Here is a 24895-nt window from a genome sequence, read left to right as displayed (position 1 = left end):
GCCATGTCCGATCCGGTCACCCTCCCCATCCGGGCCTACCTGCGCATGCGTGCTGGCACCTGCATGGCAGCAGACACCACGCGCGGCATAGCGCTGGTGCTGCGCGACACCGGCGGGCTGTTTCCCGACGGCATCACGGTGCAGTGGCTGGGCAAGGAGGCCGCAGAGTTCTACGACCGTCACCAGGCCGACCTCACGGCGGGCCGGTGCCTGGACCTTGAACTTTTCCACTTTCGCAGCGTGCAGAACCAATTGCGCGCCAGCGTCAAGACCTGTCAGCTGGCCCCCTTGGCGCCCAGCTGGATCAAGCACGCCGACAAACCCAACTCCAACCCATCAACCCAGGGACTGCGCCTCGTATGACCACCATCACCATCGTTTTAACCGACCTGCCCAAGGGCAAGGGCGTCACCGTGCAAACCGATGCCGGCGCGCCTTGCATCGGCCAGCCGCGTACCCCGGCCGAGGCCCTGACCATGGACCTGCTGCGCACCTGCAAGGCGCAGGGCGTCTCCGTGCAGTACGGCACCCTGTCGGCAACCCTGGCCGGCGAGTTGCTGAAGGACCTGCTCCACCCCGAGGAACTGGGCCACGCGGTCACCCCGGAGGTGCGCGACCGCGCCCGGATCTGCCTGGGCATGGCTGCCGTGGAATCACATCTGGCTTATTCGGCCTCCCCACTGCGCAGCGGCCGCCAGTCATGAGCCGCACCGCCAAGCCGTCACCCATTAACTCCCCGGAGATCACCATGGCAAAAGCCAAAGCATTACCGCCACAGTGGATTGACCAGATGGTCAACGTCAACGGCAACCTGCTCGATGCCAATGGCGACGGGCATCCCTACGCCGGCCAGCAGGTCCGCATCATCCAGCGCACGGCCAAAAACACCTATCAGGTCGCGCCCACCGAGGGCCTGCCGTTCCTGCTCCACCCCAGCGACTGGAACACGTACGACCCGAACAAGGTGTATCCCTTCGACCTCATCAAGCAGCGGGACACCATCAACCTGTACACGGACGCCAAGGTCAACCGGGTCGAGCAGCTGCTGCTGGGGACCGTTCACGAATCGCCCTTCAATCCACGCACGAACTATCCAGCCGACGAAATGCAGGAGCTGGCCGAGTCGGCCAAGGCAGTGGGTATCCTGCAGCCGGTACTGGTGCGGCCACGGGGCGATGGCAGCTACGAGCTGGTGTTCGGCCATCGCCGGCACCGCGCCGCGCTCATGGCGAAGCTGGAATTCATCCCGGCCATCGTGCGCGACCTGACCGATGCGCAAAGCGCCCAGCTGCAGGCGGTGGAAAACGTCCAGCGCCGCGACCTCGATCCGATTGACGAGGCGCTGGGTTACGCCGCATTCATTGCAGCGCATGGCATTACCAAGGACGAGCTGGCCCGGCAGATCGGCAAGAGCCGAACCCATGTTTACAACCGCCTGAAGCTGGCCACGCTGCACGCGCCCGGCCAGGCCGCGCTGCGCGCCGGCAAGATCCGCACCGAGGTCGCCACAGCGGTGGCCCGGGTAGTCGGCGAAAAGAACCAGGCCAAGGCGCTGGCCCTGGCGCTCGAACCCGGCTACGGCGGCGAACTCAAGAGCTACCGCGCAGCTAGAGCCGAGCTGGTCGAAAAGTTCACGCTGGACTTGAAGGGCGCGCTATGGGCGCTTGATGACGCCACGCTGGTGCCCAGTGCAGGCGCCTGCACGGTCTGCCCCAAGCGCTCGGGCGTCGATCCGCTGGTGTATGCCGACCTGGTCGATAACAAAGCCTACGTCCATCACTACGACAGCACGCCCAAGGGCGAGAACGTCTGCACCGACAGCGACTGCTTTGCCACGAAGAAAACCGCCCAGCTCAAGCGCCAGCAGGAAGCGCTCGAAGCCAAGGGCAAGGTCATGCTCGTCGGCAACGCGGCGCGCAAGGCGGTCGATGCCCAGGGCAACGTCAAGGGCGACTACATCCCGGTCTCGGAAATGCGCGAAGCGCTCAAGAGCGCCAATAAGGGCACGGCCGGGCCGGCCGTCACCACCCTGACGATCCAGAACCCGCGCGACGGCAAGACGATTGAAGTCGTGAAGCGCAAGGAGGCAGAAGCCGCTGGCGTGAAGACGCCGCCGGCCAAGCCCGTCAATTCCCGCACGGACTGGAACGCCTACGAGCTGGACCGCAAGGAAGACGAAAAAGCCCGCGAAGCCAAGGCAGCAGAACAGACCCGCATCAATGTCGCAGCCCTACATAAGGTGCGCGAAACGCGCCTCCAGGATGCTGCCCGGCATTTTCGAGTTGCGGATGATTGCGCAGGTAACCATCGCCGGCGTTGCGTACGTCGACAAGGGCGTTCTCCTGGCGCTCTACGACGCTCAGGACATGGACGACCTGAAAGACAAGGCCGGCCGGATGTCGAAAGAGGAGTTGACCACCCTGCTGTTGGACTGCGCCCTGGTCGATAACGTGCGGATGCTCGGCTACGGCAAACCCGAGGCTCCAGAGCCGATGCTGGCAGCCGCCACGCAGTACGGCATTGACGTCGAGGCCGTGCGCCAGGCCTACACCCCCGAGATGCCCGGCGCAGCGCATGCCGACGCAGACGCAGAGGTGACGGCATGAAAAGACCCAGCCCTGCCGGCGTGCTGCTGCGCCAGCGCATTGCCGAAGATTCCGCCACGCCATCGGGTTTTGTCATCGAGCGCAACGATTCCGAGCACCAGAAAAACGCCTACAAGATCTGCAGCGCCTGGGTCAAACAGGGCCTGCTGGTCAAGGTCAAGGCGCCGTGCAAGATGCTGCGGTTTTTCAACAACCAAGCGGCAGCGGACGCCTGGCTGGCCCGGCAGCAGGCCGCCCTGCCGGCACCGGCTCCAAAACCGGCCAAGGCGCCCAGGCTGCCCAAGGCACCGGCCTGCCGCGCCGCAGACCTGCCCTTTGCCTTTGTCGGCCAGCGCGGCCGCGTGAGCGCCTGAGCCATGAAGCACACCCCCCAACGCCGGCAAGCCGGCTACATCTTTCAGGCGCTGGCGCTGGTCGCCGGCTGCATGGCCATCGTTGAAATTGTTCTGAGGATTGTGAAATGAACCCTTACCCGCGACGGTGGAGTAATCCATGAGCATCGACCTCACGCCATGTAAAAGGCTGGTTGACAGCCATCAAAAATTCCTCGACGCCCTTCCAGGGACGACGATGGAAATCATGCAGAAGGCTGGAATCAGCTACTCCACGGTTTACAAGTGCCAGCGGCACTACAGAGCCTTCGGGGAAGTTCACATCGCCGGATACAAAGCCAACGGAGGGACACCAAGTCCTATTTATGTTCGCGGGCCGGGTCAGGATGCACTGCCGAAGAACCAGTCCGCAAAGCCTGCCACACCCATAAAGCCAAGGCCAAGCAAGCGAGAAAAACGGGCGGCACGCTTGGCGATGGAGCAAATCAACGCACGCATTGCCGCCCGAGCAGCGCCAAGGACTCCGCGCACGACCGATGTCGCCCTCTCAAGGTCGCGGCTGGTGTTCCCACTCAGCGGAGCATGGTCATGAACACCGACGCCGACTACCTGCGCTTTGACCCTTTCGAGGGCGAAGAGGCCGACATCGCCTGCAAGACCGTCGCCATCAAGCGGGCGCGCAAGAAGCATCCGTGCTTTTTGGGCGCCGGCCCACAGGGCGACCACCACACGATCAAGCCAGGCGAGCGCTACCGCAGCGAGAAAGCGCTGATCGATGGCAGTTTCTGGGGACGTAGCGCCATCTGCCTGCCCTGCATTGACAAGTTTTTAGCCGATGTTCTAGGCAGTACAGGAGAGCCTTTATGAGCGATTTAAACCGCCAGCAAATTTGCGCGGCGCTGGGCGTGAGCGAGTCCACGATCCGGCGCCTGGAGCATACCGGCCTGCCCTACACGCCAGTGGGCAGCCGCTCGAAACGCTACGATCTGGCCGAATGCAAAAAATGGCTCAAGGAGAACCAAGTATGTCAATCTGGGAAGACGCAAAAGGTCGTAAACACATCGGCCTTATGGTCGGCGGCGAACGCATTCACCGAATCCTTCCGCAAGGTGCAACTGCGGGTGACGCCAAGCGCCTAGAAGCCGAATTGCGCGGCGCGCTGATCAAGGCGCCGCGCAGCGTCAACATTCCGGGCGACCCGTCAATGTCATCCATGCTGGGGATTTACCTGGAGCATGCCAAAGGCCTGCGCAGCGCCACCACCTCGGCACATCACGCGTTGCGGCTCGGCCCATGGGCCGAGAAGTACAAGGCCAGCCAGGCGCGTGAATTTGCGGCGCACGTCATCAAGGACATGGGCGCGCTGCAAAAAGGACCGGATGGAAAGCTCAAGCCGGCCTATGCGCCAGCCACGATCAACCGAAGCCTGGCCACGGCCAAGAAGGGCCTGGCGCTTGCCTGGGAAAACAACCTGATCCCGGAAAACTATGGCCTGCGCATCAAGAGCCTAAGCGTGAACAACAAGCGCGAGGTGTTTTTGAGTGTTGACCAGGTGCGCCAGATTACACAGCATTGCACAGAGCAGGCGCAAGCGGCCATCTGGGCGGCGCTGCTGACGGGCGCCAGGCGCGGCGAGATTTTCCAGATCCGGGCCGAGCACATCAAGGAAAACGAGATCATCGTTCCGGCCAGTCACACAAAGACGTTGCGCAGCCGGGTGATCCCCATCATCCCTGCGCTGCGGCCCTGGCTGGTGCACTTCCCCTTGACGATGACGATTGATGGCGTGAAGTCGTCATGGCGCCGGGCGCGGGTCAAGGCGGACATGGAGCACGTCAATTTCCATGACCTACGCCACTCTTGCGCCAGCATCTTGATTGCGCTGGGGGTTGATCTGTACACCGTGTCCAAAATCCTCGGGCACAGCAACACGCAGACGACGCAGCGCTATGCCCACCTGCAAGTCGAGCAGCAGCGCGAGGCGCTGAACAAGCTCGGGGCGCTGGTGACTGCTGGGTGATTTTGGAGAATTTACACCGGGAATTACACCGGAAATAAAAAAAGGACTTGGCGCATTCGCTAAGTCCTTGATTTTATTGGTGGGCGGTGCAAGTTTCGAACTTGCGACCCCTGCAGTGTGAATGCAGTGCTCTACCCCTGAGCTAACCGCCCTATCGGTCAGCTTTTTATTATATGCTGCTTTTCAGGTAGTCTTTTCAATTTCTCTCGTTTCAAGTCGCCAGACCGTTTTGCCACGGCTGGCCTTGTCAAGGGTAAGCAGCACTTTTTCATGCGCATCCATCTCCTGCTCGCTGGCGGACAAAACCGGAAGCTCAAACAGACGCAGGTCAACGAGCGGTTCGCTCTCACCCGTCTGCACCGGGCTGCCAATATCCATCATCAGGCTGTTTTGCCCGCGTGTGAGATTGATATACACATCAGCCAGTAACTCGGCATCCAGCAAGGCGCCATGCAGGGTTCGCCCTGAATTGTCAACTTCAAGGCGGTCACACAGTGCATTCAGCGAATTTCGCTTGCCCGGAAACATCTCCTTGGCCATCATCAAACTGTCGGTTACCTTGGCCACGCAGTGCATGAGGGGTTCCCTGCCGATGATCTCCAGTTCCTTGTTCAGGAAACTCACATCAAAAGGCGCGTTGTGAATGATGATCTCGGCGCCCTGCAGGTAGTCGAGCAGTTCGTCCACCACAGCCGAAAATTTGGGCTTGTCTTTCAGGAACTCATTGCTGATGCCATGAACCTTGAGCGCATCCTCGTGGCTGTTGCGCCCGGGATTGAGGTAGAAATGCTTGTTGTTGCCCGTGAGCTTGCGGCGCACCAGTTCCACGCAGCCAATTTCAATGATGCGGTCTCCATTTTCGGCAGAAAGACCCGTGGTTTCAGTATCTAGAACAATTTGACGCATGGTCCGGATTATCCCCTTGAGGCCGATTAATGGTTTTCCTTGGCGTGATTGATCGAATACTTTGGAATTTCGACCGTCACATCGGTCTGTGCCAGAAAAGCCTGGCAGCTCAGGCGTGAATTGGGCTCCAGCCCCCAGGCGCGGTCCAGCAGGTCTTCCTCGCTTTCGTCAAGCTCGTTGAGCGAGTTGAAACCTTCACGCACGATGACATGGCAAGTCGTGCAGGCGCAACTCAGATCGCAGGCATGCTCGATATTGATTTTGTTGTCGAGCAACGCTTCACAGATGGAAGTGCCGGCAGGCGCTGAGATTTCAGCGCCTTGAGGGCAGTATTCGGGATGGGGAAGGATTCTGATGATGGGCATGGTATCGATCTGTTGAAGTTGAAGGTGCGGTGAAATGTTTCAGACCGACTCGATGTTTTTCCCGGCCAGGGCTTTCTGAATGCCCCGGTTCATGCGCTGCGCCGCAAAAGCCTCAGTACCTTTGGCAAGTGCCTGGGTTGCCGCTTCAATGGCGGCAGCATCACCATTTGCACGCGTATCGGCCAAGCCAGTCATCAGGCGGTCAATCTGAGCACGCTCGTCTGAACTAAGCAGGTCCGCATCAGCCGTCAGTGCGCTTTGAGTCGCCAGTATCATGCGGTCCGCATCCACCTGCGCCTCAACGAGTGCGCGCGACCGCATATCTTGCTGGGCGGTTGAAAAACTGTCCTGCAGCATGCGGGCGATCTCATCGTCCGACAGGCCGTAGGATGGTTTCACGTCAATGTGCGCTTCGACGCCGCTGATCTGCTCTTTGGCATTGACGCTGAGCAGGCCGTCGGCGTCCACCGTGAAAGTCACGCGAATGCGCGCGGCACCTGCCACCATGGGGGGAATTCCGCGCAATTCAAAACGTGCCAGGCTGCGGCAGTCGGCCACCAGATCGCGCTCGCCCTGAACCACATGCAGCGCCAGCGCGGTCTGGCCGTCCTGGTAGGTGGTGAAGTCCTGCGCCATCGCCGTGGGAATGGTCTGGTTGCGCGGCACGATGCGCTCAACCAGGCCACCCATGGTTTCAATGCCGAGCGACAGTGGAATAACGTCAAGCAGCAACAAATCGGCGCCGGTATTGTTGCCTGCCAGTTGATTGGCCGAAATGGCGGCACCCAGCGCCACCACCTCGTCGGGGTTGAGGTTGGTCAGCGGCTCGCGACCAAAAAAACTGGCCACGGCTTTGCGCACCTGCGGCATCCGGGTCGAGCCGCCCACCATCACGACGCCCTGAATCTCATCTTTCGAAAGACCAGCGTCACGCAAGGCCTTGCGCACGGCCATCATGGTGCGCTGCGTCAGATGGGCGCAGGCGGTCTCGAAATCTTCGGCTTTCATTGCAAAGTTGATGGAAGCCTTGGCCAGCTGGACTGAAAATGGCACGGAGGATGCAGCGGACAACGCCTCCTTGCAAGCCCGAGCCGTCTTTTGCAAGGCCGCCTTGTCGGACGCAGTCAGCGTATCTGCAGCAATGCCTGCTTTGGCCAGAGTCCACTCAACAAGCGCGCGGTCATAGTCGTCGCCACCCAGGGCAGAATCCCCGCCCGTGGAAACCACTTCAAACACGCCTTGCGACAAACGCAGGATGGAAATGTCAAAAGTTCCACCGCCAAGGTCATAAACCGCATAAACACCTTCACTGGCGTTGTCCAGTCCGTAGGCAATGGCCGCCGCCGTGGGTTCGTTGATCAGGCGCAGCACATTCAATCGGGCCAGTTGCGCTGCATCCTTGGTCGCCTGGCGCTGTGCATCGTCGAAATAGGCGGGCACCGTGATCACGGCGCCATAAATATCATCGTCAAAGGTATCTTCTGCGCGCTGGCGCAGCAAGGCCAGAATTTCGGCACTGACCTCGACAGGGCTTTTTTCACCGGCAACGGTTTGCAGCGTCACCATGCCGGGCTTGTCGATGAACTGGTAAGGCATGTGCTCGCGGTTACCGATGTCGTTGATGCCCCGCCCCATCAGGCGCTTGGCCGAGGAAATCGTGTTGCATGGGTCTTTGACTTGTGCGGTCAAGGCATCGAATCCGATTTGCGTACGGCTACCCTCCAGATAACGCACAACACTGGGCAATAGCACACGCCCCTGCGCGTCAGGCAGGCATTCAGATGCCCCGTTGCGCACGCTGGCCACCAGCGAATGGGTGGTGCCCAGGTCAATGCCGATGGCAATGCGTCGCTGGTGCGGGTCGGGCGTCTGGCCGGGTTCGGATAATTGCAGGAGTGCCATGGCGCTTTTCTTTGCTGTACTTTTTAATGCTTTATTGTCCCAGCTGGTCGATGCGTGCATCGACCTCGCTGGCAAACCGTTCGATGAACATCAGGCTTCTGACCTGTTGAGCCGCCATCGGAAAGTTCTTATTCTCATCCAGAGCCTGCTCTATTTTTAATAGCTGCTTACGGCCGCTGAGATTAGTCTCCAAGGCTATTTTCTCTAAATCGTCAATGCTTTTAGCATCTTCCAGGGCTTCCCGCCATTCCATCTGCTGCATCAGGAAGTCTGACGGCATGGCGGTGTTGTTTTCGGCATTGATGGGGGCGCCATGCAGTTCGCATAAATAGCTGGCGCGTTTAAGCGGGTCTTTCAGCCGCTGGTAAGCCTCGTTGATACGGACCGACCACTGCATGGCCACGCGCTGGGCCGCCGCACCTTGCGCCGCAAACTTGTCAGGATGGGCTTCGCGCTGCAACTCCTTCCAGCGTGCGTCGAGTTGCGCACGGTCCTGGGCAAATTGCATGGAAATACCAAAAAGCTCAAAATCGTTGGATTGAAGGTTCATGGGAATGAAAAAAAAGCCGCCAGCACAATGAGTGAAGGCGGCAATGAAAAAAGTGCGCACCGTGTTGCGCCATGCAAAGCGTCGCCTGATTTAACCAGTCAAACGCGAAAACTCTCACCGCACCCACAGCGGTCACGCTCATTGGGATTGATGAACTTGAAGCCTTCGTTCAAGCCTTCGCGCACAAAGTCGAGTTGGGTGCCATCGATATAGGCCATGCTTTTGGGGTCCACCAGCACCTTCACGCCGTTGTCTTCAAACACGACATCTTCAGGTGCGATTTCATCGGCATACTCCAGCTTGTAAGCCAGGCCCGAGCATCCGGTGGTCTTGACGCCCAAGCGTACACCCACGCCTTTTCCGCGCTTGGTCATGTAGCGGGTCACGTGGCGGGCGGCTGCGTCAGTAAGGGTAACGGACATGTAAATCGCTCGAAATTAAACAGGTTGATCAGTGTGTCAGTGCGCGGCTTCGGCAATGCTGTGCTTTTGCTTGTAGTCATTCACGGCCGCCTTGATGGCGTCTTCGGCCAGGATGGAGCAATGAATCTTGACGGGCGGCAGTGCCAGTTCTTCGGCAATCGCGCTGTTCTTGATGCTGGCAGCCTGATCCAGCGTTTTGCCTTTCACCCATTCGGTGACGAGCGAACTGGAGGCAATCGCCGAGCCGCAACCGTAGGTTTTAAAACGTGCATCTTCAATCACGCCCGTGATCGGGTTGACCTTGATCTGCAGCTTCATCACGTCGCCGCAGGCCGGAGCACCGACCATGCCGGTACCTACCGTTTCATCGCCCTTTTCAAAAGAACCGACGTTGCGGGGATTTTCATAGTGGTCCACCACTTTTTCGCTGTATGCCATGATTAATTCCTCAGTTAGGATTTGTGGGTAAATGACTCGTTTCAAGTCATAAAACTACCTGTTTTGTTTAATGCGCCGCCCACTGGATGGTGGACAGGTCAACACCATCCTTGAACATTTCCCACAATGGGGAAAGATCGCGCAGCTTGGCCACATTTTCCTTGATGGTGGCAACGGCGTAGTCGATTTCTTCTTCGGTCGTCCAGCGGCCTATCGTCATGCGCAGGCTGCTATGGGCCAGTTCGTCGCTGCGACCCAGGGCGCGCAATACATAGCTGGGCTCCAGGCTGGCCGACGTACAGGCCGAACCGCTCGACACGGCAAGGCCCTTGATGCCCATGATCAGAGACTCGCCTTCAACGAAATTGAAGCTCATGTTCAGGTTGTGCGGCACGCGTTTTTCGGCATCGCCATTGAGGAAGACTTCCTCGACATCCTTCAGGCCGTTCAGCATGCGCTCATGCAAGGCCCGGATGCGCTTGTTTTCTTCATGCATCTCGGCTTTGGCAATGCGGTAAGCCTCGCCCATGCCGACGATCTGGTGCGTCGGCAGCGTGCCTGAACGCATGCCGCGCTCATGGCCACCGCCGTGCATTTGCGCTTCGAGCCGAACGCGCGGTTTGCGGCGCACATACAAAGCCCCAATGCCTTTGGGTCCGTAGGTTTTGTGCGAGGTCAGGCTCATCAAATCGACCGGCAGCGTCTGCAGGTCGATATCGACCCGTCCGGTTGCCTGCGCTGCATCGGTATGAAAAATGATGCCCTTTTCGCGGCACAGGGCGCCAATGGCAGGAATGTCCTGAATCACGCCGATTTCATTGTTGACGAACATGACGCTGACCAGAATCGTGTCAGGCCGAATCGCCGCCTTGAGCACCTCCAGATCAAGCAAACCATCGGTTTGCACATCCAGGTAAGTGACTTCGAAACCCTGACGCTCCAGCTCCCGGCAGGTATCGAGCACCGCTTTGTGCTCGGTCTTGACGGTGATGAGGTGCTTGCCTTTGGACTTGTAGAAATGGGCTGCACCCTTGAGTGCGAGGTTGTTCGACTCGGTGGCGCCGCTGGTCCAGACGATCTCGCGCGGGTCGGCGCCAATCAACGCGGCCACCTGCTCACGCGCTTTTTCAACAGCAGCTTCGGCTTCCCAGCCCCAGGCATGGCTACGGGATGCGGGATTGCCGAAATGCTCGCGCAACCACGGAATCATCGCGTCCACCACCCGCGGGTCGCAAGGATTGGTAGCGCTGTAGTCCATGTAAATCGGGAAGTGTGGGGTTTCCATGTGGCTAGCTCTTTAACTTTTGGCTGGCTGGCAGCTTAAACAATGACGTCTCGGCAATGCAATCCAGATCCTTCAGGATTTGGAAAATGCGTTGCCGAGGGCGAAGACGGAATTGGGGGCATTAACACGCACTTGTTTGACGACGGGCGAAGCAAAAACGGCCTTCTTTATTTGCGGCGTACTTTCAACCATCACGCCTTTGGCCAGTTGGTCATCAACCAGTTTTTGCAGGCTCACGGAATCCAGAAACTCGACCATGCGGCTGTTCAGCGAGGACCAAAGGTCATGCGTCATGCAGCGGCTGCCATCGCCCAGGCAGTTTTCCTTGCCGCCGCACTGCGTGGCATCAATCGGCTCGTCCACCGAAACAATAATGTCGGCAACGGTGATCTCGGAGGCCTTGCGGCCCAGGGTGTAACCACCACCGGGTCCACGGGTGGACTCGACCAGTTCATGGCGGCGCAGCTTGCCAAACAACTGCTCCAGGTAGGACAGCGAAATTTGCTGGCGCTGGCTGATAGCGGCCAGCGTGACCGGGCCATTGTTCTGGCGCAGTCCTAGATCAATCATCGCGGTGACCGCAAAACGGCCTTTGGTCGTGAGACGCATAACAAGCTCCTTAAAGTGCGCTTGACTGTCGTTTTTACCCCGAAAGCTTGTGACCATCAGGGAGCTTCCCCTCTGCACCCAAGCCAGCCAACAAGCTGGTGCCGGGAATGTTTTTATTGTCGTCAGGTTCCTGACTAATTTCGTCAAGTATAACATGGGCAGGCCATCTTTGCACTCTGGCACTTGACAACCAACGGGCTTGCCCCTATTGATCCGGCCCTGATGGACAACTTGAGTTCTCGCAAGGTGGCCGGCGTCAGGCCTGCACGCTCGAAGCGCACTGGACGGCCATCGGTTCATTGCTCGAAGAGTTCAGCGGCAGCGAATGCGAGCGCTACATTCGCCATTGCGGCTATTGCCAGTCAGGGTGATTCCGCTCTGGAAATGGATCAAGGCTTGGCGGCCACCTGAAAAAGAGGGACAGCAGCAGCGAAAGCCGTTGCTGCTGTCCCCGTTTGCCGCATCAGGCGATGCAGGCAATAAAACCGGCGTCGGCTTCAAGCGCCTTCAATACAGTCAGCTCTTCACTTTCAGCGCGTCCCGCATCGCCTTGACCTGGTCATGGTTGCGTTGGGCACCTTCGGCCTGGCGTTCAACCACGCCGCGGATGGCCGGCGGCAGGTCTTGCTTGAGGGCCTTGCGGTAGCGGGCAACGGCGGCATCTTCCCCGCGCTCGCATTCCGAGAGCATGGACAGGTCGCTGTGGCCGCTGAGCGTGCCGCGCACCGAAACCCATCCACGGTGCAGCGCACCTGAAACCGTGCCACCCTCGTCGGGCTCGCCGCCCAGTTGCCGGATGAGCGCCTGCAACTCCTGGCCGGCCGTGCGGCATTCCTGAGCATGGCGCAGCAGCATGGTTTTCAGGTCGGCCGTCTTGGTGTGTTCGGCCGAGGTGTTGAAGCCATATTCGCCGTCACGGCAGGATTCAAGCAAGTCATTGAGGGTGTCGATCACTTCGTCGTTGTCTGCTGTCATGTTGTTTGCTCCACTGATGGTGTTGGCCCATGTTCCCTGCATTCCGCCGTAGCTGCCGGTCTGCGCGGCCACGCGGTCCCAGGCGGCGCGGCTGGCCGCCCTGGCCTGCTGCCAGGTGAGCGTGGAGTTTTGCCGGTCGCGGTCCCAATCGGCCGCAAGGCGGGTTTCCACATCGTCAAAGTGGCCTTCGTAGCCTGTACGCCCTTGCAGTCCGAGGCGGTAGGCCGGCGCATAGTCGTCGTAGCTGCGGCCGATTTCGTAATACGGTTCGCGCTGGTAGTTGTCGCGCCAGTAGGCTTCCTCGGCGGTCGGGTTGATAGATTCGGCGACGGCCTTGCCGCCCATGCCACCGGCCACGGCGCCAATCACGGCGCCGGCCAGCGCGCCGACCGGTCCGCCCAAAGCGCCAGCGGCCGCACCGGCTGCAGCGCCGCCCACGACGGCACCAACGCCGGTGCCGACCGGATGGGCACCGGGTGCATCGGTGATCGGGTCAAGGTTCATTGATTTTTCATCTGCCATATCTGCCATAAGGGGGTTCCTTTAAGTTGCGTGCCTGAATTTCAGCGCGAACCCCATGGTCGTCCCGATAAAGAACGTCATCGGTCAGGCAAGCACAGACAGCGCTGTAGGAGAAAACCGCCCAGCCTTTGCAGATTTCAATGCCAAAAAGTCGTTCTGCGCAATACTCACCTGCACAAGCTGCTATTGAAAAAATAGCACCTAGCGACTCAGGCGTCGAGTTCCGCATGAACGCAGTCATGGCCGTTAACTTGTCCTACACCGAGTTCGTCCCCATCCGACACGCGCCTTGCCGGGGCTTGCCTAAATTCAGTCCATGCACCAGAGCGAAAAGCCGTGCAGCTGCCAAACAATCTGTCAGCTTTGTTGCACGGTTGCCGGCATGGCCGGCCATCCTGGTGCATGCCGCAGACCAGGTCTGCAGCCTTTTTCTTCACTCATTCAAGGAGCACGACATGCGTTCACGCAACTATGAAGATCAGGAAATCAACGAATGGCGTTCCGGCGACCGGCAGCAAAACATGGGCAACCGGGGCGGCAGGCAGCAGCAAGGCGGCCGCCAGGGCGGGCCGTCGCAGGGCTATGGTTCACGCGGTGGCGGCCAGCAGGACCAGTTCAGCCAGCAGGGCTCGCAATACGGCGGCTACGGCCAGGGAGACAATTCATTTGGCCGTGGCGCTGGCAGTTCCGGCCATGAAGGCGGCCATGAAGGCGGCCAGGGTTATGGTGGCCAGGGCTACGGCGGCGGCCGGGACTTCGGTTCTGGCGGCCAGCCGGGCTATGAGCAAAACCGGGGGGGCGGCTACGGCGCGGAGCAAAGCCGCCACGCCTCGGGCAGTGACTGGGACTCGCAGGGAATGACCTCCGGCGGCTCGCGCCAGGATTTCGGCCAGGGCGCCGGCTACGGCGGCTTGGGGAATCAGCCGGAACCCTCCGGCGGCCATGCCGACTATCAGGGCAACCAGCGCTATGGCGGCTATGCGTCCGAACAGCGCGGCCGGCAGGACATGGGCCAGCAGGCCGGGAATCAGTACGGCCAGGCTCACCAGGGCGGCCAGGGCCATCATTACGACCCCGACTATCACCAGTGGCGCAGCGAGCAGCTGCGCAGCCTGGACCAGGACTACGAGGACTGGCGCAAGGAGCGCTACGGCAAGTTCTCGGAGGAATTCAACAGCTGGCGCAGCAAACGCTCGTCGCAGGGAACGGGCGGCACGGGTTCGGGTCAAAGCCAGAACATGAGCCTGCCCAGCGGCGTCCAGGGTAGCGGCATGCCGGGTAGCAGCAGTTCAGGCTCGGGCAGCGAGGCTGGCTCCGGCGGTTCAGGCGCATCCAGCGCCACCGGCAGCAGCAGCACTGGCTCCAGGCAGCATAAATAAGCGGCTGGCAGAGCGGATTGAGCCGCCCTGAGCAGAAAAGGCACCTCTCCAGGTGCCTTTTCTTTATTCGTTGGCGCGCAGCCAGCCCAGCGCATCGCTTCAAGCAGGCTTCTTCAGCCCGCCGCAATCTGGCGCAGGGCCTGCTCGAAGACCTCGACCGGCTGGCCGCCGGAAATCAGGTGCCGGTCATTGATGATGACGGCCGGCACCGAATGGATGCCCTGGGTGAGGTAGAACGACTCGCGTTCGCGAACTTCCTTGGCATAGGCATGGCTTGCCAGAATCTCGCCGGCCCGCAGCGGCTCCAGGCCCGCTTCGCCAGCGACGCGCACCAGCACATCGTGCGAAGCCGGACTCTGCCCATCGGTGAAGTAGGCCTTGAACAGCCCCTCTTTCAGCGCCCTTTGCTTGTCCGCTCCCTCAAGCCCGGCCCAATGCAACAGGCGATGGGCATCGAAGGTGTTGTAGATGCGGCTGCGCCCGCCGCCGGGCTGGTCCGCCCGGCTGAAGGCAAAGCCCACCTTTTCACCGCGCTGCCGGATGTTTTCGCGATTGGCATCGGCCTGCTCGGGCGTGATGCCGTACTTTTCCGTGATGTGCTCGGTGATCTCCTGGCCTTCGGGCGCCATCTTGGGATTCAGTTCGAACGGCTGGAAGTGCAGTTCGGCCTGGATGCTGCCTGCCACGCGTTCCAGTGCCTGGTCCAGCGATTTCAGGCCAATCGCGCACCACGGGCAGGAAACGTCGGAGACAAAATCGATTTTGAGAAGCGTTGTCATGGTTTTTTTATGGGAGTTCAATTCCGCTTGAGTATCGGACAGCCAGCCGTTTACCGTTTACCGGGGTTCACGGGTGGGCTATTGCCGGTTCTCAGCGACCCCTGCACTTGATGAACATCAAGCCGCCCGGTCCGCCCGCTTCCTAAACTTGGCCATGCAACTCCAGTTCCTTGGCGCGACAGACACCGTCACCGGGTCCAAATACCTTCTGCGGCAGGGAAACTCCAGCTTGCTTGTGGATTGCGGGCTGTTCCAGGGCTACAAGCAGTTGCGCCTGCGGAACTGGTCGCCGCTGCCGATTGAGCCGGCGCGCATCGATGCGGTCATCCTGACCCACGCGCACATTGACCACAGCGGGTATCTGCCCTTGCTCGCCCGGCAAGGCTTCAGCGGAAAGGTGTATTGCAGCCCGGCAACCTTCGATCTGTGCAGCATCCTGCTGCCCGATTGCGGCTACCTGCTCGAAGAAGAAGCCGAGTACCTGAACCGGCACAAGAAATCCAAACACTCCCCGGCCTTGCCGCTCTACACCCGCGATGACGCCCAGCGTTGCCTGAAGCTGTTCGAGCCCGTCGCCTACCGCACCGAGTGGCAGCCCGCCGAAGGCTTGAGAGCCACGCTGACGCCTTCGGGCCACATGCCGGGCTCGTCCTTCGTCCGGCTGGACAATGGCACGCGCTCCATTTTGTTTTCGGGCGACATCGGCCGGCCCAACGACCTGGTGCTGGCCGCGCCCTCGCCCATGGAGGGCGCCGACTACCTGGTGGTCGAATCCACCTACGGCGACCGGCTGCACAAAACCACCGACGTGCTGCTGGAACTGGCCAATGTGATCAACCGCACGGCGGCGCGCGGCGGCGTGGTGGTGATTCCTGCGTTTGCCGTCGGGCGTGCGCAAAGCCTGCTGTACTGCATCCACCTGCTGAAGTCGCAGGGCGTCATCCACGACCTGCCGGTTTACCTCAACAGCCCGATGGCTGCCAATGCCACCCATGTGTACGAGCGTCACCGCGCCGAGTTGCGGCTGACCGCAGCGCAATGCCGGGCCATGGCGCACAGCGCGCAGATCGTGCATACGCCCGAAGAGTCGCGCCTGCTCAATGCGCGTCGCGGGCCGATGGTCATCATTTCCGCCAGCGGCATGGCCACCGGCGGGCGGGTGCTCCACCACATCAAGGCGTTTGCGCCGGACAAGCGCAACACCCTCCTGTTCGCGGGCTACCAGGCCGGCGGCACGCGCGGCGCAACCATTGCGGGCGGCGCATCGACGGTGCGCATCTTCGGCGAGGAAGTGCCTATCCGCGCCGAGGTCGCCATGCTGTCCAGCCTGTCGGCCCACGCCGACGGCGCGGAAATCATTGAATGGCTGAGAAACTTCAAGTCAGCGCCGCGCCAGACCTTCATCACGCATGGCGAGCCGGCTGCGGCCGATGCGATGCGCCAGCGCATCGAGCGCGAACTGCACTGGAACTGCCACATGCCTTATTACCTGGAATCGGTCATGCTGGACTGAGTCCCGGCCCGCGCTACGGCGTCGCCCCCTCAACAGGCGCCCGGATCACCAGCACGGGCACCAGCGCGTGCCGCACGATCTGCTCGGCATCACTGCCCAGCAGCAGGCGCCCGATGCCGCGCCGGCCATGGGAGCCGACGACGATCAGGTCGGCCTTGGCGAGCGCCGCCTGTTCGGCCACATGCTCGCAAATGCGGCCCGGTCCCTCATCGATCAGCACGCTGTCCGCCTGCAGCCCCTGGTCAAGCGCCTTTTGCCGGTCGTGCGCCAGCAGTTTTTCGCCCGCCACGCGCATGAGCGGAATGATGTCGTTGAGGTAGTTCACGGCCGACTCGAAGCCGTTGACGTAGCCCATTTCATCGACGACATGAAGCAGCGTCAGGCGGGCGCCGTTCAGCCGGGCCAGCCGGATCGCTTCATCCAGCGCCTTTTCCGAAGGGGGACTGCCGTCAACCGGCACAAGAATCTGGTGGAAGCTGGGCATGGAGGGCTCCTGGGTTGAAGAAGGCATCTTTTCGCACCCGGGTTTTATTGCATTTGCGCAATGTCAATGGGGAACCTGAAATTTTCGCCCGCAGGCAGGCATGTGCGTACCATGAATTCATGTTGCCAACCTCCATGTTTGCGATGAGGACCGACCCTTTGGGCCGCGAGTTGCTGGGCGGGTTCAAGCCTGTGCCGCAACCCGCCGGCCACGACGTGGTGGTGCGGGTGCTGGCCTGCGGCGTGTGCCGCACCGACCTGCACATCATCGACGGCGAACTGCCGCCGCGCCTAGCCGGCGTGGTTCCGGGGCATGAGGTGGTCGGGCAGATCGTGGCCCGGGGCGCGCTGGCCAGCCGCTTTGCCGTCGGCCAGCGGGTCGGGATTCCCTGGCTGGGCGGCACCTGCGGCGCTTGTGCCTTCTGCGCGATGCAGCGCGAAAACCTCTGCGATTTCCCGGTGTTCACGGGTTATGACCGCGACGGCGGTTTTGCCGAATACGCCGCCGCCGATGAACGCTTTTGCTTCGCCCTGCCCTATCGCTATGACGACTGCCACGCGGCGCCGCTGCTGTGCGCCGGCCTCATCGGCTTTCGTGCCTGGCGCCTGGCGGGCGAATCCGAACCGCGCCGCCTGGGCCTGTACGGTTTCGGCGCCGCGGCCCACATCATTTGCCAGATTGCCGTCAGCCAGAACCAGGAGGTGTATGCCTTCACCCAGCCAGGCGATGCGGCCGGGCAGCAGTTTGCCCGCAGACTGGGCGCGGCCTGGGCCGGCGGCTCGGACCAGGCGCCGCCCCTGCTGCTCGATGCCGCGCTGATTTTTGCGCCGGTGGGCGCCTTGGTTCCGGCGGCCCTGGCGGCCACCCGCAAGGGCGGCACGGTGGTCTGCGCAGGCATCCACATGAGCCCCATCCCGGCCTTTGAATACCGGCTGCTCTGGGGCGAGCGTGTCCTGAAGTCGGTCGCCAACCTCACGCGCGAGGACGGCGATGCGTTTTTCAGCCTGCTCGAAGACTGTCAGGTGCAAACCCATGTGCAGGCCTTTGCGCTGCAGGACGCCAACGCGGCCGTTCAGGCCTTGCGCGACGGCACGCTCAACGGGGCAGCGGTGCTGGTTCCCTGAGCGCCAGGCCAGCGGCATGGCCGGCTTGCCCAATATATTGAAAATTTGAAGCCGAACCCCAAAATTCGCAGAACTCGACTCGTTTAGGAAAAGGAGGGCATGTATGAAAACCGACAGTCAACTCAAGGCCAATGTCATCGACGAACTGGCCTGGGATCCGGCCATCAACGCCACCGGCATCGGCGTCATGGTCACGGACGGCGTGGTGACACTCACCGGCCACCTGAACAGTTTCGCCGAGAAGGAGGCGGTGGAGCGCGCCATCCAGCGCGTCGATGGCGTGCGGGGCATTGCCCTGGAGCTGGACGTCAAGCTCGCGGCCGAGCACAAGCGCAGCGATTCCGAGATCGCGCAAGCCGCAGCCACTTCGTTGCGGCTCAACAGCCTGGTGCCTTACGACAAGATCAAGGTCTTGGTCGAGAACGGCTGGGTCACGCTGAGCGGCGAGGTGGACTGGAGCTACCAGCTGGTCCGCGCCGAGCAGTGCATCAGGCCGCTGGCAGGCGTGCACGGGCTGTACAACCGCATCACCATCAAGCCCCGCGCCAGCGGCAGGAACATCGGCGAGCAGATCACCGCGGCCCTGACGCGGCAGGCCATGCGCGAGGCCAGGCATATCAGCGTCGAGGTCGAGGGCGGCGTGGTGACCCTGAAAGGCACGGTGCATTCGCTGGCGGAGCGCGAAGCGGCCGTTGGCGCTGCGTTCTCGGCGCAGGGAGTTTCGCGCGTCGTGGACAAGCTGAAGATCGGCGCCTGAAGATGCCTGGGCTCTGCGGTGCTGCGCACCTGGCAACCCAACAGTTCAGGCGATGGCGTCAATGCGCCATCAGCACCGGCAGCGTCATGGACTCCAGCACCGTGCGCGAGGTGCCGCCCAACACCCACTCGCGCGCCCGGCTGTGGCCATAGCAGCCCATCACCAGCAGGTCAGCCCCGGCATCGAATGCGCGCGAGAGCAGCAGTTCGCCCAGTGCATCAGGCTCGCTCCCCTCGTGCTGCCAGGTCGCCTCGACGCCGTGCAGCCGCAGGTAGCCGTTCAGGTCCAGCCGGCTGCCTTCAACCGGCTCATCGTCGCCGGACCACGAAAGAATGACGACGCGCCGCGCGCGCTTGAGCAAAGGCATGGCCGCGCTCACGGCACGGGCCGCTTCGCGCGCGGGTTTCCAGGCAATCACGACGCTCTCGCCCATCACGCCGGGCAGCGCGCCGGCATACGGCAGGATCAGGGCCGGCTTGCCGCTCATGACCATCACGCTCTCGGCAAAATCAGGCGGCACGCCGGGCGATGACGCGCTGAAAGGGTTGTGCTGGCCCAGCACCAGCAGGTCGGCATACAAAGCCTGCTGCGCAAACGCCGCCATGACCGGGTCGTCGCGAACCTCGGCCCATGCCATGGCAATGCCCGTCGTCGCCAGCAGCTGCTCGAACGCGCCGCGCGCCCGGTCGCGCAACGCATCATCAATCCCGCGCAGGGACGCCGCGATGCCGGGTCCGATTTCGGGAGCGAACGGCAACTCCACGAAATGCGGCGTGACGGCATACAGGGCGGTCACCGCGGCGCCTTGCGCCTGTCCTATCTGGCGCGCCACCTCCAGGCGTTGAACCGCCTGCGGCGAAGCATCGAGGTGTACCAATAGCTGTGCAAGGGAAGCATTCATGGCCGGTTCCGTTAAAAAATTGCAATATCACCACCTTATAAGTTCACAACCCGCAGCGGGTTGCGCAATGTCAATCAGCCCCCCAGGCGCCGCCTTGGGGTTGCAGAACCGACCTTACCCGGCGCTTGACCCACGTCAACACCGCGTGCCAGGCCGAAGGCCACACTCATGTCTCCCATTTCAACCAAGGAGCACCCATGTACCAGCGAATACTTGTTCCGGTGGACGGCAGCGAAACCGCCAACAAGGCCTTGGTCGCCGCCTTGCAACTGGCCCGGGAGTCGGGTGGCCGCGTGCGGCTCATCCATGTGCTTGAAGAGCTGGCCTACCTGACCGGCTACGAGCAGTACGGCGCGTATTCGGGCGATCTGATTGCAGCCATGCGCGACACCGGAAGCAAAATACTCGATGACGCCCTGGCGATTGCCCAGTCGGCGGGCGTGCCGGCCGACAGCCTGCTGTGCGACACGCTGGGCGACCGGCTGGCCGAAGCGGTCGCCGATGCCGCGAAGCAATGGAATGCCGACCTTGTCGTCGTCGGCACCCACGGCCGGCGCGGCATTGGCCGTGTGCTGCTGGGCAGTGGCGCCGAGCAAATCCTGCGGCTGGCGCTGGTGCCGGTGCTGGTGATTCGCTCAGGCGAAAGCGCCAGCCCGGCGGCCTGACGCGTTTTCAGCGTTTTCAACCCGGGACAGGCTGCGGCGCTACCATCAACCGGTTGATTGACTTCAAAAAAGAACCCCCCCATGCAAAGACTCCAGAACAAGGTCAGCCTCATCACCGGCGCGGCGCAGGGCATCGGCCTGGCCACCGCCCTCAAGTTCGCCAGCGAAGGCGCCATCGTCATCGTCTGCGACATCAGGCAGTCGGCAATTGACGAGGCGGTCAGGCAGTGCCAGGCGCTGGGCGCGCAGGCGGCCGGCTACGTCATGGACGTGACGCAGCGCGACAGGGTCGATGCGGTGGTCGGCCAGGTCAGGGAACAGTTCGGCCGCATCGACGTGCTGGTCAACAACGCCGGCATCACGCAGGATGCGCGGCTGCAGAAAATGACGCTGGAGCAGTTCGACCGGGTGATCGACGTCAACCTGCGCGGCGTGTTTCATTGCGCCCAGGCGGTGACCGACAGCATGGTGGCGCAGGGCAGCGGCGTGATTCTCAACGCCAGCTCGGTGGTCGGCATCTACGGCAACTTCGGCCAGACCAACTATGCCGCCACCAAGTTCGGCGTGATCGGCTTCACCAAGACCTGGAGCCGCGAACTCGGCCCCAAGGGCATCCGCGTGAACGCCGTGGCGCCCGGCTTTGTCACCACGCCGATTCTTGCGACCATTCCCGAGAACGTGCTGAAGGAAATGGAGCACCGGGTTCCCCTGAAGCGCCTGGGCCGGCCCGAGGAAATCGCCAATGTGTACGCCTTCCTGGCCAGCGACGAGGCCAGCTACATCAACGGCGCGGTGATCGAAGTGTCAGGCGGCATGACGGTCTGACTGCCGGGCAGCGCACGATGGCCGGTGTCGCGAATGGCGTGGGCGGCAAGCCCCCAGCCGGGCCTTCCACCATTATTTAATGATGTTTTATGCCGTTTGCGCATAGTGGACGGGCATAGTCAGCTATTATTTAGATAGCATCAAATGAGTTTCACCGTGGCCGGCTCCAGCCACGGCTCACCAGGCCAGCGGCGATAATTGCCGCATGAGTTCCCTGCCGGCGGAGGATCATCCGCAACCCCAATCACCCACTGATCTCTTTGTTTCCTTCACCCTGCTGGCCCTGCAGGGCTTTGGCGGCGTGATGGCCGTGGTGCAGCGCGAGCTGGTGGAAAAAAAACGCTGGATGACGCGCGAGGAGTTCATTGAAGACTGGGCCGTGGCGCAGGTCATGCCCGGCCCGAATGTGGTCAACCTCTCGATGATGATTGGCGCCCGCTCTTTCGGCTTTAAAGGCGCGATGGCGGCGCTGGCCGGGATGCTCACGGCGCCGCTGATCCTGGTGCTGCTGCTGGCGCTGGTCTATGCCCAGTTTGCCGGCCACCCCGGTGTGGCTGGCGCGCTGCGCGGCATGGGCGCCGTGGCCGCCGGGCTGATTGCGGCGACGGGCCTGAAGTTGGCGGGCGCCCTGCTGAACAACGTGCTCGGCCTGCGCCTGTGCGCGGCCTTTGGCGCGCTGTGCTTTGTGGCGATTGCGCTGCTGCGCTGGCCGCTGGTCTATGTGCTGTTCGGCCTGGGCGGCGCGGCCTGCGTGCTGGCTTACGCCAGGCTCAAGCCATGACCGGGGCGCTGACGCTGGTGTTAAGCGTGCAGGACTGGCTGAACCTGCTGTTTCATTACCTGATGCTGTCTTTGCTCTCGGTCGGCGGCGCGGTCAGCACCGTGCCCGACATGCACCGTTTCCTGGTCGAGCAGCAGCACTGGCTGACCGACGCACAGTTCAATGCCTCGATTGCCCTGGCGCAGGCTTCGCCCGGCCCCAATCTGCTGTTCGTCGCCCTGCTCGGCTGGAATGTCGGCCTGAATGCCGGCGGCTGGCTGACCGGCCTGCTCGGCGTCTTGCTGTCGCTGGCGGGCATCCTGATTCCCAGCACCGTGCTGACCTATGCCGCCGCCCAGTGGGGCCACCGCAACCGCGACTTGCGGGCGGTGCGCGCCTTCAAGCAGGGCATGGCGCCCATCGTCGTGGCGCTCATGATAGCCACCAGCTGGATTCTGGCCAGCGCCAACGGCAGTTCGCTCAAGGACTGGCCGCTGTGGCTGGTGACAGTGGCGGCCGCCCTGATCGTCTGGCGCACTAAAACGCACCTGCTCTGGCTGCTGGGCGCCGGCGCACTGCTCGGCTGGCATGGCGTGATTTAGGCGTACCCGGCATTCCAGACCCGCCCCACCCCGCTCTGTCCGAAACAGCACATTCCCGACAGACACCCCGGGCCAGCCGGCCCCGCAGCCGGTTTCAGACCCGACAAACCCGCCCTGCAAACAGCCTTTTACGGCACTTTCAACCCTGAAAACATGTGGCACACACCTTGCGATATGGGTTGCAAAGGACGCCGCAATGCCGCTCAATCTCATCATCAACGACACCACCTTGCGCGACGGCGAGCAGACCGCCGGGGTGGCTTTTACCGTTGACGAGAAGTGCGCCATCGCCTGCGCGCTGGCAGCAGCCGGCGTGCCGGAAATGGAAATCGGCATCCCCGCCATGGGCGAGGAGGAAATCGACTGCATCAACACCATTGCGGCACTGGAGCTTCCCTCTGCCCTGATGATCTGGGGCCGGCTAACCGATGCCGATCTGGCCAGCGCGCTGCGCTGCCAGGCCGACATTATCCACCTGTCGATTCCGGTGTCCGACATCCACCTTCGCCACAAGCTGCGCCAGTCGCGCGAGTGGGTCCTGGCGCAGGTCACGCGAGTGATTGAAAAAGCCGTCGCCAGCGGCCGCAAGATTTCCCTGGGCGCTGAAGATGCGTCGCGGGCCGATGCGGGTTTTCTCTCGCAGGTCGCCCGGCGCGCCCAGGACTGCGGCGCCAGCCGTATCCGCTTTGCCGACACGCTGGGCGTGCTCGACCCGTTCACCACCTATGACGCCATCGCCCGGCTGCGCGAAGCGGTACACCTGGACATCGAGATTCACGCGCACAACGACCTCGGGCTGGCCACCGCCAACACGCTGGCCGCCCTGCGCGCCGGCGCCACGCATGCCAACACCACCGTCAACGGCCTGGGCGAGCGCGCCGGCAATGCGGCGCTGGAAGAAGTCGTGATGGGCGTGCGCCACCTGCACCATGCGCAAACCGGCGTCAGCACGCAGGCGCTGGTTTCCATTTCACGCCTGGTGGCCAGAGCCTCGGGGCGCCAGGTGGCCTTTAACAAAAGCATCGTCGGCGAAGCCGTGTTCACCCACGAGTCCGGCATTCACATCGACGGCCTGCTGAAAAACGCTTCGACCTACGAGAGTTTTGACCCCTCGGAGCTGGGCCGCGAGCGGCGCACGGTGCTGGGCAAGCATTCGGGTTCGCAGTCGGTGCGCCAGGCTTACGGCGCGATGGGCGTGGTGCTGGACGACGATGCGCTGACCGGCCGCGTGCTGGCGCGCATCCGCGACCACGCCATGCGCGTCAAGCAGGAAGCCACCCCGGACGAGTTGCGCGGCTTTCTGCGCGACTCGCATCTGCCGCACCTGCCATTTGCGCCACTCACCGCCAGCACGGTGGCCTTGGGCCAGGCATGAAACACACTCAAAAATCCGTGCCGGCCACCTCGCTCAAAGAGCCGGTCATGCCGCGCCGCTCCTGGTGGTCGCTGGTGCGCGAGGACGCCCGCTGCGTGCTGGAGCGTGATCCGGCCGCGCGCAGTCTGCTGGAAGTCTGGACCATTTACCCCGGCGTGCAGGCGATTGCGCTGCACCGCATGGCGCATGCCTTGTGGCGGCGCGGCTGGCGCTATGGGCCACGCTGGATTTCCTTTGCGGCGCGCTGGCTGACGCAGGTGGACATCCATCCGGGCGCCAGCATCGGCATGCGCTTTTTCATCGACCACGGGGCTGGCGTCGTGATTGGCGAGACGGCCGAGATTGGCAACGATGTGACGCTCTACCACGGCGTCACGCTGGGCGGCACCAGCTGGAGCGCGGGCAAGCGCCACCCGACGCTGGGCAACCAGGTCGTGGTGGGCGCCGGCGCCAAGATTCTGGGACCGATCCGGGTCGGCAACCGGGCGCGTGTCGCGGCCAATTCGGTGGTCATCGAGGAAGTGCCGGCAGGCGCCACCGTCGTCGGCATTCCGGGCCGCGTGGTGACGCCGCGCCGCAGCACGACCCACGGCTTTGACCTGAACCACCACCTGATTCCCGACCCGGTCGGCAAGGCCATTGCCTGCCTGCTGGACCGCGTTGCGCAGCTGGAGCGGCAGATTCCCCATGCCGACTTCCTGTCCGACCACGCAACGGCCTGCGGCGCCTGCAGCGATCACTGTGCCGAGCCTGGCTTTGACCAGTCCTTTCTTCAACCGTCCACCATGGAGTAAGCCCA

Annotated in this window: 31 protein-coding genes and 1 tRNA gene; 19 read left to right on the top strand and 13 right to left on the bottom strand. The window is 62.3% G+C overall.

Features of this window, described 5'->3' with window-relative positions; genetic code table 11:
- Positions 1 to 3 precede the first annotated feature (3 nt).
- From ABLV49_RS08980 to ABLV49_RS08940, 9 genes are all read left to right on the top strand, one after another.
- Positions 4 to 363 (top strand): hypothetical protein, encoded by a 360-nt coding sequence (locus ABLV49_RS08980; RefSeq protein WP_349281244.1) that lies wholly within the window; start codon positions 4 to 6, stop codon positions 361 to 363.
- Positions 360 to 704 (top strand): hypothetical protein, encoded by a 345-nt coding sequence (locus tag ABLV49_RS08975; RefSeq protein ID WP_349281243.1) that lies wholly within the window; start codon positions 360 to 362, stop codon positions 702 to 704. The genes ABLV49_RS08980 and ABLV49_RS08975 overlap by 4 nt, the downstream gene beginning before the upstream one ends.
- Before the next feature lie 44 nt (positions 705 to 748).
- The gene (locus tag ABLV49_RS08970) at positions 749 to 2449 is read left to right on the top strand and encodes a ParB/RepB/Spo0J family partition protein (RefSeq protein WP_349281242.1); all 1701 of its coding nucleotides are present in this window, start codon (positions 749 to 751) and stop codon (positions 2447 to 2449) included.
- The gene (locus tag ABLV49_RS08965; RefSeq protein ID WP_349281241.1) at positions 2412 to 2606 is read left to right on the top strand and encodes a hypothetical protein; all 195 of its coding nucleotides are present in this window, start codon (positions 2412 to 2414) and stop codon (positions 2604 to 2606) included. The genes ABLV49_RS08970 and ABLV49_RS08965 overlap by 38 nt, the downstream gene beginning before the upstream one ends.
- On the top strand, positions 2603 to 2959 hold the full coding sequence (locus ABLV49_RS08960; protein ID WP_349281240.1) for a hypothetical protein: 357 nt from the start codon (positions 2603 to 2605) through the stop codon (positions 2957 to 2959). Before ABLV49_RS08965 ends, ABLV49_RS08960 begins: the two co-directional genes overlap by 4 nt.
- A 139-nt stretch (positions 2960 to 3098) precedes the next feature.
- Positions 3099 to 3530: a helix-turn-helix domain-containing protein gene (locus ABLV49_RS08955; RefSeq protein ID WP_349281239.1), complete on the top strand. Its 432-nt coding sequence runs from the start codon at positions 3099 to 3101 to the stop codon at positions 3528 to 3530.
- Positions 3527 to 3805, top strand: coding sequence for a hypothetical protein (locus ABLV49_RS08950; protein WP_349281238.1), 279 nt, complete (start codon positions 3527 to 3529; stop codon positions 3803 to 3805). The genes ABLV49_RS08955 and ABLV49_RS08950 overlap by 4 nt, the downstream gene beginning before the upstream one ends.
- The gene (locus tag ABLV49_RS08945; protein ID WP_198140721.1) at positions 3802 to 4077 is read left to right on the top strand and encodes a helix-turn-helix transcriptional regulator; all 276 of its coding nucleotides are present in this window, start codon (positions 3802 to 3804) and stop codon (positions 4075 to 4077) included. Before ABLV49_RS08950 ends, ABLV49_RS08945 begins: the two co-directional genes overlap by 4 nt.
- The gene (locus ABLV49_RS08940) at positions 4008 to 4958 is read left to right on the top strand and encodes a tyrosine-type recombinase/integrase (protein ID WP_349281237.1); all 951 of its coding nucleotides are present in this window, start codon (positions 4008 to 4010) and stop codon (positions 4956 to 4958) included. The genes ABLV49_RS08945 and ABLV49_RS08940 overlap by 70 nt, the downstream gene beginning before the upstream one ends.
- 77 nt (positions 4959 to 5035) lie before the next feature.
- Here the strand turns inward: ABLV49_RS08940 and ABLV49_RS08935 are convergent.
- The 10 genes from ABLV49_RS08935 to ABLV49_RS08890 form a co-directional block, all read right to left on the bottom strand.
- Positions 5036 to 5110: transfer RNA gene (locus tag ABLV49_RS08935), tRNA-Val, on the bottom strand.
- A gap of 31 nt (positions 5111 to 5141) precedes the next feature.
- Positions 5142 to 5864, bottom strand: a complete 723-nt coding sequence (dnaQ, locus tag ABLV49_RS08930) for a DNA polymerase III subunit epsilon (protein ID WP_011801670.1) — start codon at positions 5862 to 5864, stop codon at positions 5142 to 5144.
- A gap of 26 nt (positions 5865 to 5890) precedes the next feature.
- The gene (gene fdx / locus ABLV49_RS08925) at positions 5891 to 6229 is read right to left on the bottom strand and encodes an ISC system 2Fe-2S type ferredoxin (protein ID WP_349281236.1); all 339 of its coding nucleotides are present in this window, start codon (positions 6227 to 6229) and stop codon (positions 5891 to 5893) included.
- 39 nt (positions 6230 to 6268) lie between these two features.
- Positions 6269 to 8131 (bottom strand): Fe-S protein assembly chaperone HscA, encoded by a 1863-nt coding sequence (hscA, locus tag ABLV49_RS08920; protein ID WP_349281235.1) that lies wholly within the window; start codon positions 8129 to 8131, stop codon positions 6269 to 6271.
- A gap of 31 nt (positions 8132 to 8162) precedes the next feature.
- Positions 8163 to 8681: a Fe-S protein assembly co-chaperone HscB gene (hscB, locus tag ABLV49_RS08915; RefSeq protein WP_349281234.1), complete on the bottom strand. Its 519-nt coding sequence runs from the start codon at positions 8679 to 8681 to the stop codon at positions 8163 to 8165.
- Positions 8682 to 8779: 98 nt separating this feature from the next.
- Entirely contained in the window at positions 8780 to 9103 is a 324-nt protein-coding gene (gene iscA, locus ABLV49_RS08910; protein WP_011801674.1) for an iron-sulfur cluster assembly protein IscA, read from the bottom strand.
- Positions 9104 to 9139: 36 nt separating this feature from the next.
- Complete coding sequence (gene iscU, locus ABLV49_RS08905; RefSeq protein ID WP_011801675.1) at positions 9140 to 9541, bottom strand: Fe-S cluster assembly scaffold IscU; 402 nt, start codon at positions 9539 to 9541, stop codon at positions 9140 to 9142.
- A 67-nt stretch (positions 9542 to 9608) separates the two neighbouring features.
- On the bottom strand, positions 9609 to 10826 hold the full coding sequence (locus tag ABLV49_RS08900; protein WP_011801676.1) for an IscS subfamily cysteine desulfurase: 1218 nt from the start codon (positions 10824 to 10826) through the stop codon (positions 9609 to 9611).
- A 72-nt stretch (positions 10827 to 10898) separates the two neighbouring features.
- Entirely contained in the window at positions 10899 to 11435 is a 537-nt protein-coding gene (gene iscR / locus ABLV49_RS08895) for a Fe-S cluster assembly transcriptional regulator IscR (protein ID WP_011801677.1), read from the bottom strand.
- A 516-nt stretch (positions 11436 to 11951) separates the two neighbouring features.
- Positions 11952 to 12932 carry a ferritin-like domain-containing protein gene (locus tag ABLV49_RS08890; RefSeq protein ID WP_349281667.1) on the bottom strand — a complete coding sequence of 327 codons (981 nt, stop codon included), beginning with the start codon at positions 12930 to 12932 and terminating at the stop codon, positions 11952 to 11954.
- Positions 12933 to 13387: 455 nt separating this feature from the next.
- Here ABLV49_RS08890 and ABLV49_RS08885 point away from each other — a divergent pair, with 455 nt between their 5' ends.
- Complete coding sequence (locus ABLV49_RS08885; RefSeq protein WP_349281233.1) at positions 13388 to 14311, top strand: hypothetical protein; 924 nt, start codon at positions 13388 to 13390, stop codon at positions 14309 to 14311.
- A 113-nt stretch (positions 14312 to 14424) separates the two neighbouring features.
- On the opposite strand, the gene ABLV49_RS08880 is transcribed toward ABLV49_RS08885, so the two are convergent.
- A complete protein-coding gene (locus tag ABLV49_RS08880; protein WP_349281232.1) occupies positions 14425 to 15090 on the bottom strand; it encodes a DsbA family oxidoreductase in 666 nt (221 codons plus the stop codon).
- A 154-nt stretch (positions 15091 to 15244) separates the two neighbouring features.
- Here ABLV49_RS08880 and ABLV49_RS08875 point away from each other — a divergent pair, with 154 nt between their 5' ends.
- Positions 15245 to 16603: an MBL fold metallo-hydrolase gene (locus ABLV49_RS08875; protein WP_349281231.1), complete on the top strand. Its 1359-nt coding sequence runs from the start codon at positions 15245 to 15247 to the stop codon at positions 16601 to 16603.
- Between the two features lie 13 nt (positions 16604 to 16616).
- Here ABLV49_RS08875 and ABLV49_RS08870 read toward each other — a convergent pair whose 3' ends face one another.
- Complete coding sequence (locus ABLV49_RS08870; protein ID WP_349281230.1) at positions 16617 to 17087, bottom strand: universal stress protein; 471 nt, start codon at positions 17085 to 17087, stop codon at positions 16617 to 16619.
- A 134-nt stretch (positions 17088 to 17221) separates the two neighbouring features.
- On the opposite strand from ABLV49_RS08870, the gene ABLV49_RS08865 reads away from it, so the two are divergent.
- Positions 17222 to 18211 carry a zinc-dependent alcohol dehydrogenase family protein gene (locus tag ABLV49_RS08865; protein ID WP_349281665.1) on the top strand — a complete coding sequence of 330 codons (990 nt, stop codon included), beginning with the start codon at positions 17222 to 17224 and terminating at the stop codon, positions 18209 to 18211.
- A gap of 103 nt (positions 18212 to 18314) precedes the next feature.
- Entirely contained in the window at positions 18315 to 18968 is a 654-nt protein-coding gene (locus ABLV49_RS08860; RefSeq protein ID WP_349281229.1) for a BON domain-containing protein, read from the top strand.
- 58 nt (positions 18969 to 19026) lie between these two features.
- Here ABLV49_RS08860 and ABLV49_RS08855 read toward each other — a convergent pair whose 3' ends face one another.
- Complete coding sequence (locus ABLV49_RS08855) at positions 19027 to 19869, bottom strand: universal stress protein (RefSeq protein WP_349281228.1); 843 nt, start codon at positions 19867 to 19869, stop codon at positions 19027 to 19029.
- Positions 19870 to 20066: 197 nt separating this feature from the next.
- Here ABLV49_RS08855 and ABLV49_RS08850 point away from each other — a divergent pair, with 197 nt between their 5' ends.
- From ABLV49_RS08850 to cysE, 6 genes are all read left to right on the top strand, one after another.
- The gene (locus tag ABLV49_RS08850; RefSeq protein ID WP_349281227.1) at positions 20067 to 20534 is read left to right on the top strand and encodes a universal stress protein; all 468 of its coding nucleotides are present in this window, start codon (positions 20067 to 20069) and stop codon (positions 20532 to 20534) included.
- 81 nt (positions 20535 to 20615) lie between these two features.
- On the top strand, positions 20616 to 21359 hold the full coding sequence (fabG, locus tag ABLV49_RS08845) for a 3-oxoacyl-ACP reductase FabG (protein ID WP_349281226.1): 744 nt from the start codon (positions 20616 to 20618) through the stop codon (positions 21357 to 21359).
- A 205-nt stretch (positions 21360 to 21564) separates the two neighbouring features.
- Positions 21565 to 22140 (top strand): chromate transporter, encoded by a 576-nt coding sequence (locus ABLV49_RS08840; RefSeq protein ID WP_011801694.1) that lies wholly within the window; start codon positions 21565 to 21567, stop codon positions 22138 to 22140.
- Positions 22137 to 22721: a chromate transporter gene (locus tag ABLV49_RS08835; RefSeq protein WP_349281225.1), complete on the top strand. Its 585-nt coding sequence runs from the start codon at positions 22137 to 22139 to the stop codon at positions 22719 to 22721. The genes ABLV49_RS08840 and ABLV49_RS08835 overlap by 4 nt, the downstream gene beginning before the upstream one ends.
- Positions 22722 to 22917: 196 nt before the next feature.
- A complete protein-coding gene (nifV, locus tag ABLV49_RS08830; protein WP_349281224.1) occupies positions 22918 to 24096 on the top strand; it encodes a homocitrate synthase in 1179 nt (392 codons plus the stop codon).
- Entirely contained in the window at positions 24093 to 24890 is a 798-nt protein-coding gene (gene cysE / locus ABLV49_RS08825; RefSeq protein WP_349281223.1) for a serine O-acetyltransferase, read from the top strand. The genes nifV and cysE overlap by 4 nt, the downstream gene beginning before the upstream one ends.
- The last annotated feature ends 5 nt before the right edge of the window (positions 24891 to 24895 follow it).

It is taken from the genome of Polaromonas hydrogenivorans, assembly GCF_040105105.1.
GTDB lineage: Bacteria > Pseudomonadota > Gammaproteobacteria > Burkholderiales > Burkholderiaceae_C > Polaromonas > Polaromonas hydrogenivorans.
Note: the sequence above shows the minus strand (reverse complement) of the source record. Positions and strands in the feature narration are given on the sequence as shown.

Bases quoted from the DNA above. Each gene is read 5' to 3' on its own strand.
- ABLV49_RS08865 (WP_349281665.1), top strand. From the start codon at position 17,222: ATGTTTGCGATGAGGACCGACCCTTTGGGCCGCGAGTTGCTGGGCGGG.
- iscU (WP_011801675.1), bottom strand. From the start codon at position 9,541: ATGGCATACAGCGAAAAAGTGGTGGACCACTATGAAAATCCCCGCAAC.
- ABLV49_RS08955 (WP_349281239.1), top strand. From the start codon at position 3,099: ATGAGCATCGACCTCACGCCATGTAAAAGGCTGGTTGACAGCCATCAA.
- ABLV49_RS08870 (WP_349281230.1), bottom strand. From the start codon at position 17,087: ATGCCCAGCTTCCACCAGATTCTTGTGCCGGTTGACGGCAGTCCCCCT.
- ABLV49_RS08890 (WP_349281667.1), bottom strand. From the start codon at position 12,932: ATGGCAGATGAAAAATCAATGAACCTTGACCCGATCACCGATGCACCC.
- fdx (WP_349281236.1), bottom strand. From the start codon at position 6,229: ATGCCCATCATCAGAATCCTTCCCCATCCCGAATACTGCCCTCAAGGC.
- ABLV49_RS08980 (WP_349281244.1), top strand. From the start codon at position 4: ATGTCCGATCCGGTCACCCTCCCCATCCGGGCCTACCTGCGCATGCGT.
- iscA (WP_011801674.1), bottom strand. From the start codon at position 9,103: ATGTCCGTTACCCTTACTGACGCAGCCGCCCGCCACGTGACCCGCTAC.
- ABLV49_RS08900 (WP_011801676.1), bottom strand. From the start codon at position 10,826: ATGGAAACCCCACACTTCCCGATTTACATGGACTACAGCGCTACCAAT.
- fabG (WP_349281226.1), top strand. From the start codon at position 20,616: ATGCAAAGACTCCAGAACAAGGTCAGCCTCATCACCGGCGCGGCGCAG.
- ABLV49_RS08860 (WP_349281229.1), top strand. From the start codon at position 18,315: ATGAAAACCGACAGTCAACTCAAGGCCAATGTCATCGACGAACTGGCC.
- cysE (WP_349281223.1), top strand. From the start codon at position 24,093: ATGAAACACACTCAAAAATCCGTGCCGGCCACCTCGCTCAAAGAGCCG.
- ABLV49_RS08840 (WP_011801694.1), top strand. From the start codon at position 21,565: ATGAGTTCCCTGCCGGCGGAGGATCATCCGCAACCCCAATCACCCACT.
- ABLV49_RS08880 (WP_349281232.1), bottom strand. From the start codon at position 15,090: ATGACAACGCTTCTCAAAATCGATTTTGTCTCCGACGTTTCCTGCCCG.
- ABLV49_RS08960 (WP_349281240.1), top strand. From the start codon at position 2,603: ATGAAAAGACCCAGCCCTGCCGGCGTGCTGCTGCGCCAGCGCATTGCC.
- ABLV49_RS08835 (WP_349281225.1), top strand. From the start codon at position 22,137: ATGACCGGGGCGCTGACGCTGGTGTTAAGCGTGCAGGACTGGCTGAAC.
- ABLV49_RS08975 (WP_349281243.1), top strand. From the start codon at position 360: ATGACCACCATCACCATCGTTTTAACCGACCTGCCCAAGGGCAAGGGC.
- ABLV49_RS08940 (WP_349281237.1), top strand. From the start codon at position 4,008: ATGGTCGGCGGCGAACGCATTCACCGAATCCTTCCGCAAGGTGCAACT.
- ABLV49_RS08970 (WP_349281242.1), top strand. From the start codon at position 749: ATGGCAAAAGCCAAAGCATTACCGCCACAGTGGATTGACCAGATGGTC.
- ABLV49_RS08950 (WP_349281238.1), top strand. From the start codon at position 3,527: ATGAACACCGACGCCGACTACCTGCGCTTTGACCCTTTCGAGGGCGAA.
- ABLV49_RS08885 (WP_349281233.1), top strand. From the start codon at position 13,388: ATGCGTTCACGCAACTATGAAGATCAGGAAATCAACGAATGGCGTTCC.
- hscB (WP_349281234.1), bottom strand. From the start codon at position 8,681: ATGAACCTTCAATCCAACGATTTTGAGCTTTTTGGTATTTCCATGCAA.
- dnaQ (WP_011801670.1), bottom strand. From the start codon at position 5,864: ATGCGTCAAATTGTTCTAGATACTGAAACCACGGGTCTTTCTGCCGAA.
- ABLV49_RS08850 (WP_349281227.1), top strand. From the start codon at position 20,067: ATGTACCAGCGAATACTTGTTCCGGTGGACGGCAGCGAAACCGCCAAC.
- iscR (WP_011801677.1), bottom strand. From the start codon at position 11,435: ATGCGTCTCACGACCAAAGGCCGTTTTGCGGTCACCGCGATGATTGAT.
- nifV (WP_349281224.1), top strand. From the start codon at position 22,918: ATGCCGCTCAATCTCATCATCAACGACACCACCTTGCGCGACGGCGAG.
- ABLV49_RS08875 (WP_349281231.1), top strand. From the start codon at position 15,245: ATGCAACTCCAGTTCCTTGGCGCGACAGACACCGTCACCGGGTCCAAA.
- ABLV49_RS08945 (WP_198140721.1), top strand. From the start codon at position 3,802: ATGAGCGATTTAAACCGCCAGCAAATTTGCGCGGCGCTGGGCGTGAGC.
- ABLV49_RS08855 (WP_349281228.1), bottom strand. From the start codon at position 19,869: ATGAATGCTTCCCTTGCACAGCTATTGGTACACCTCGATGCTTCGCCG.
- hscA (WP_349281235.1), bottom strand. From the start codon at position 8,131: ATGGCACTCCTGCAATTATCCGAACCCGGCCAGACGCCCGACCCGCAC.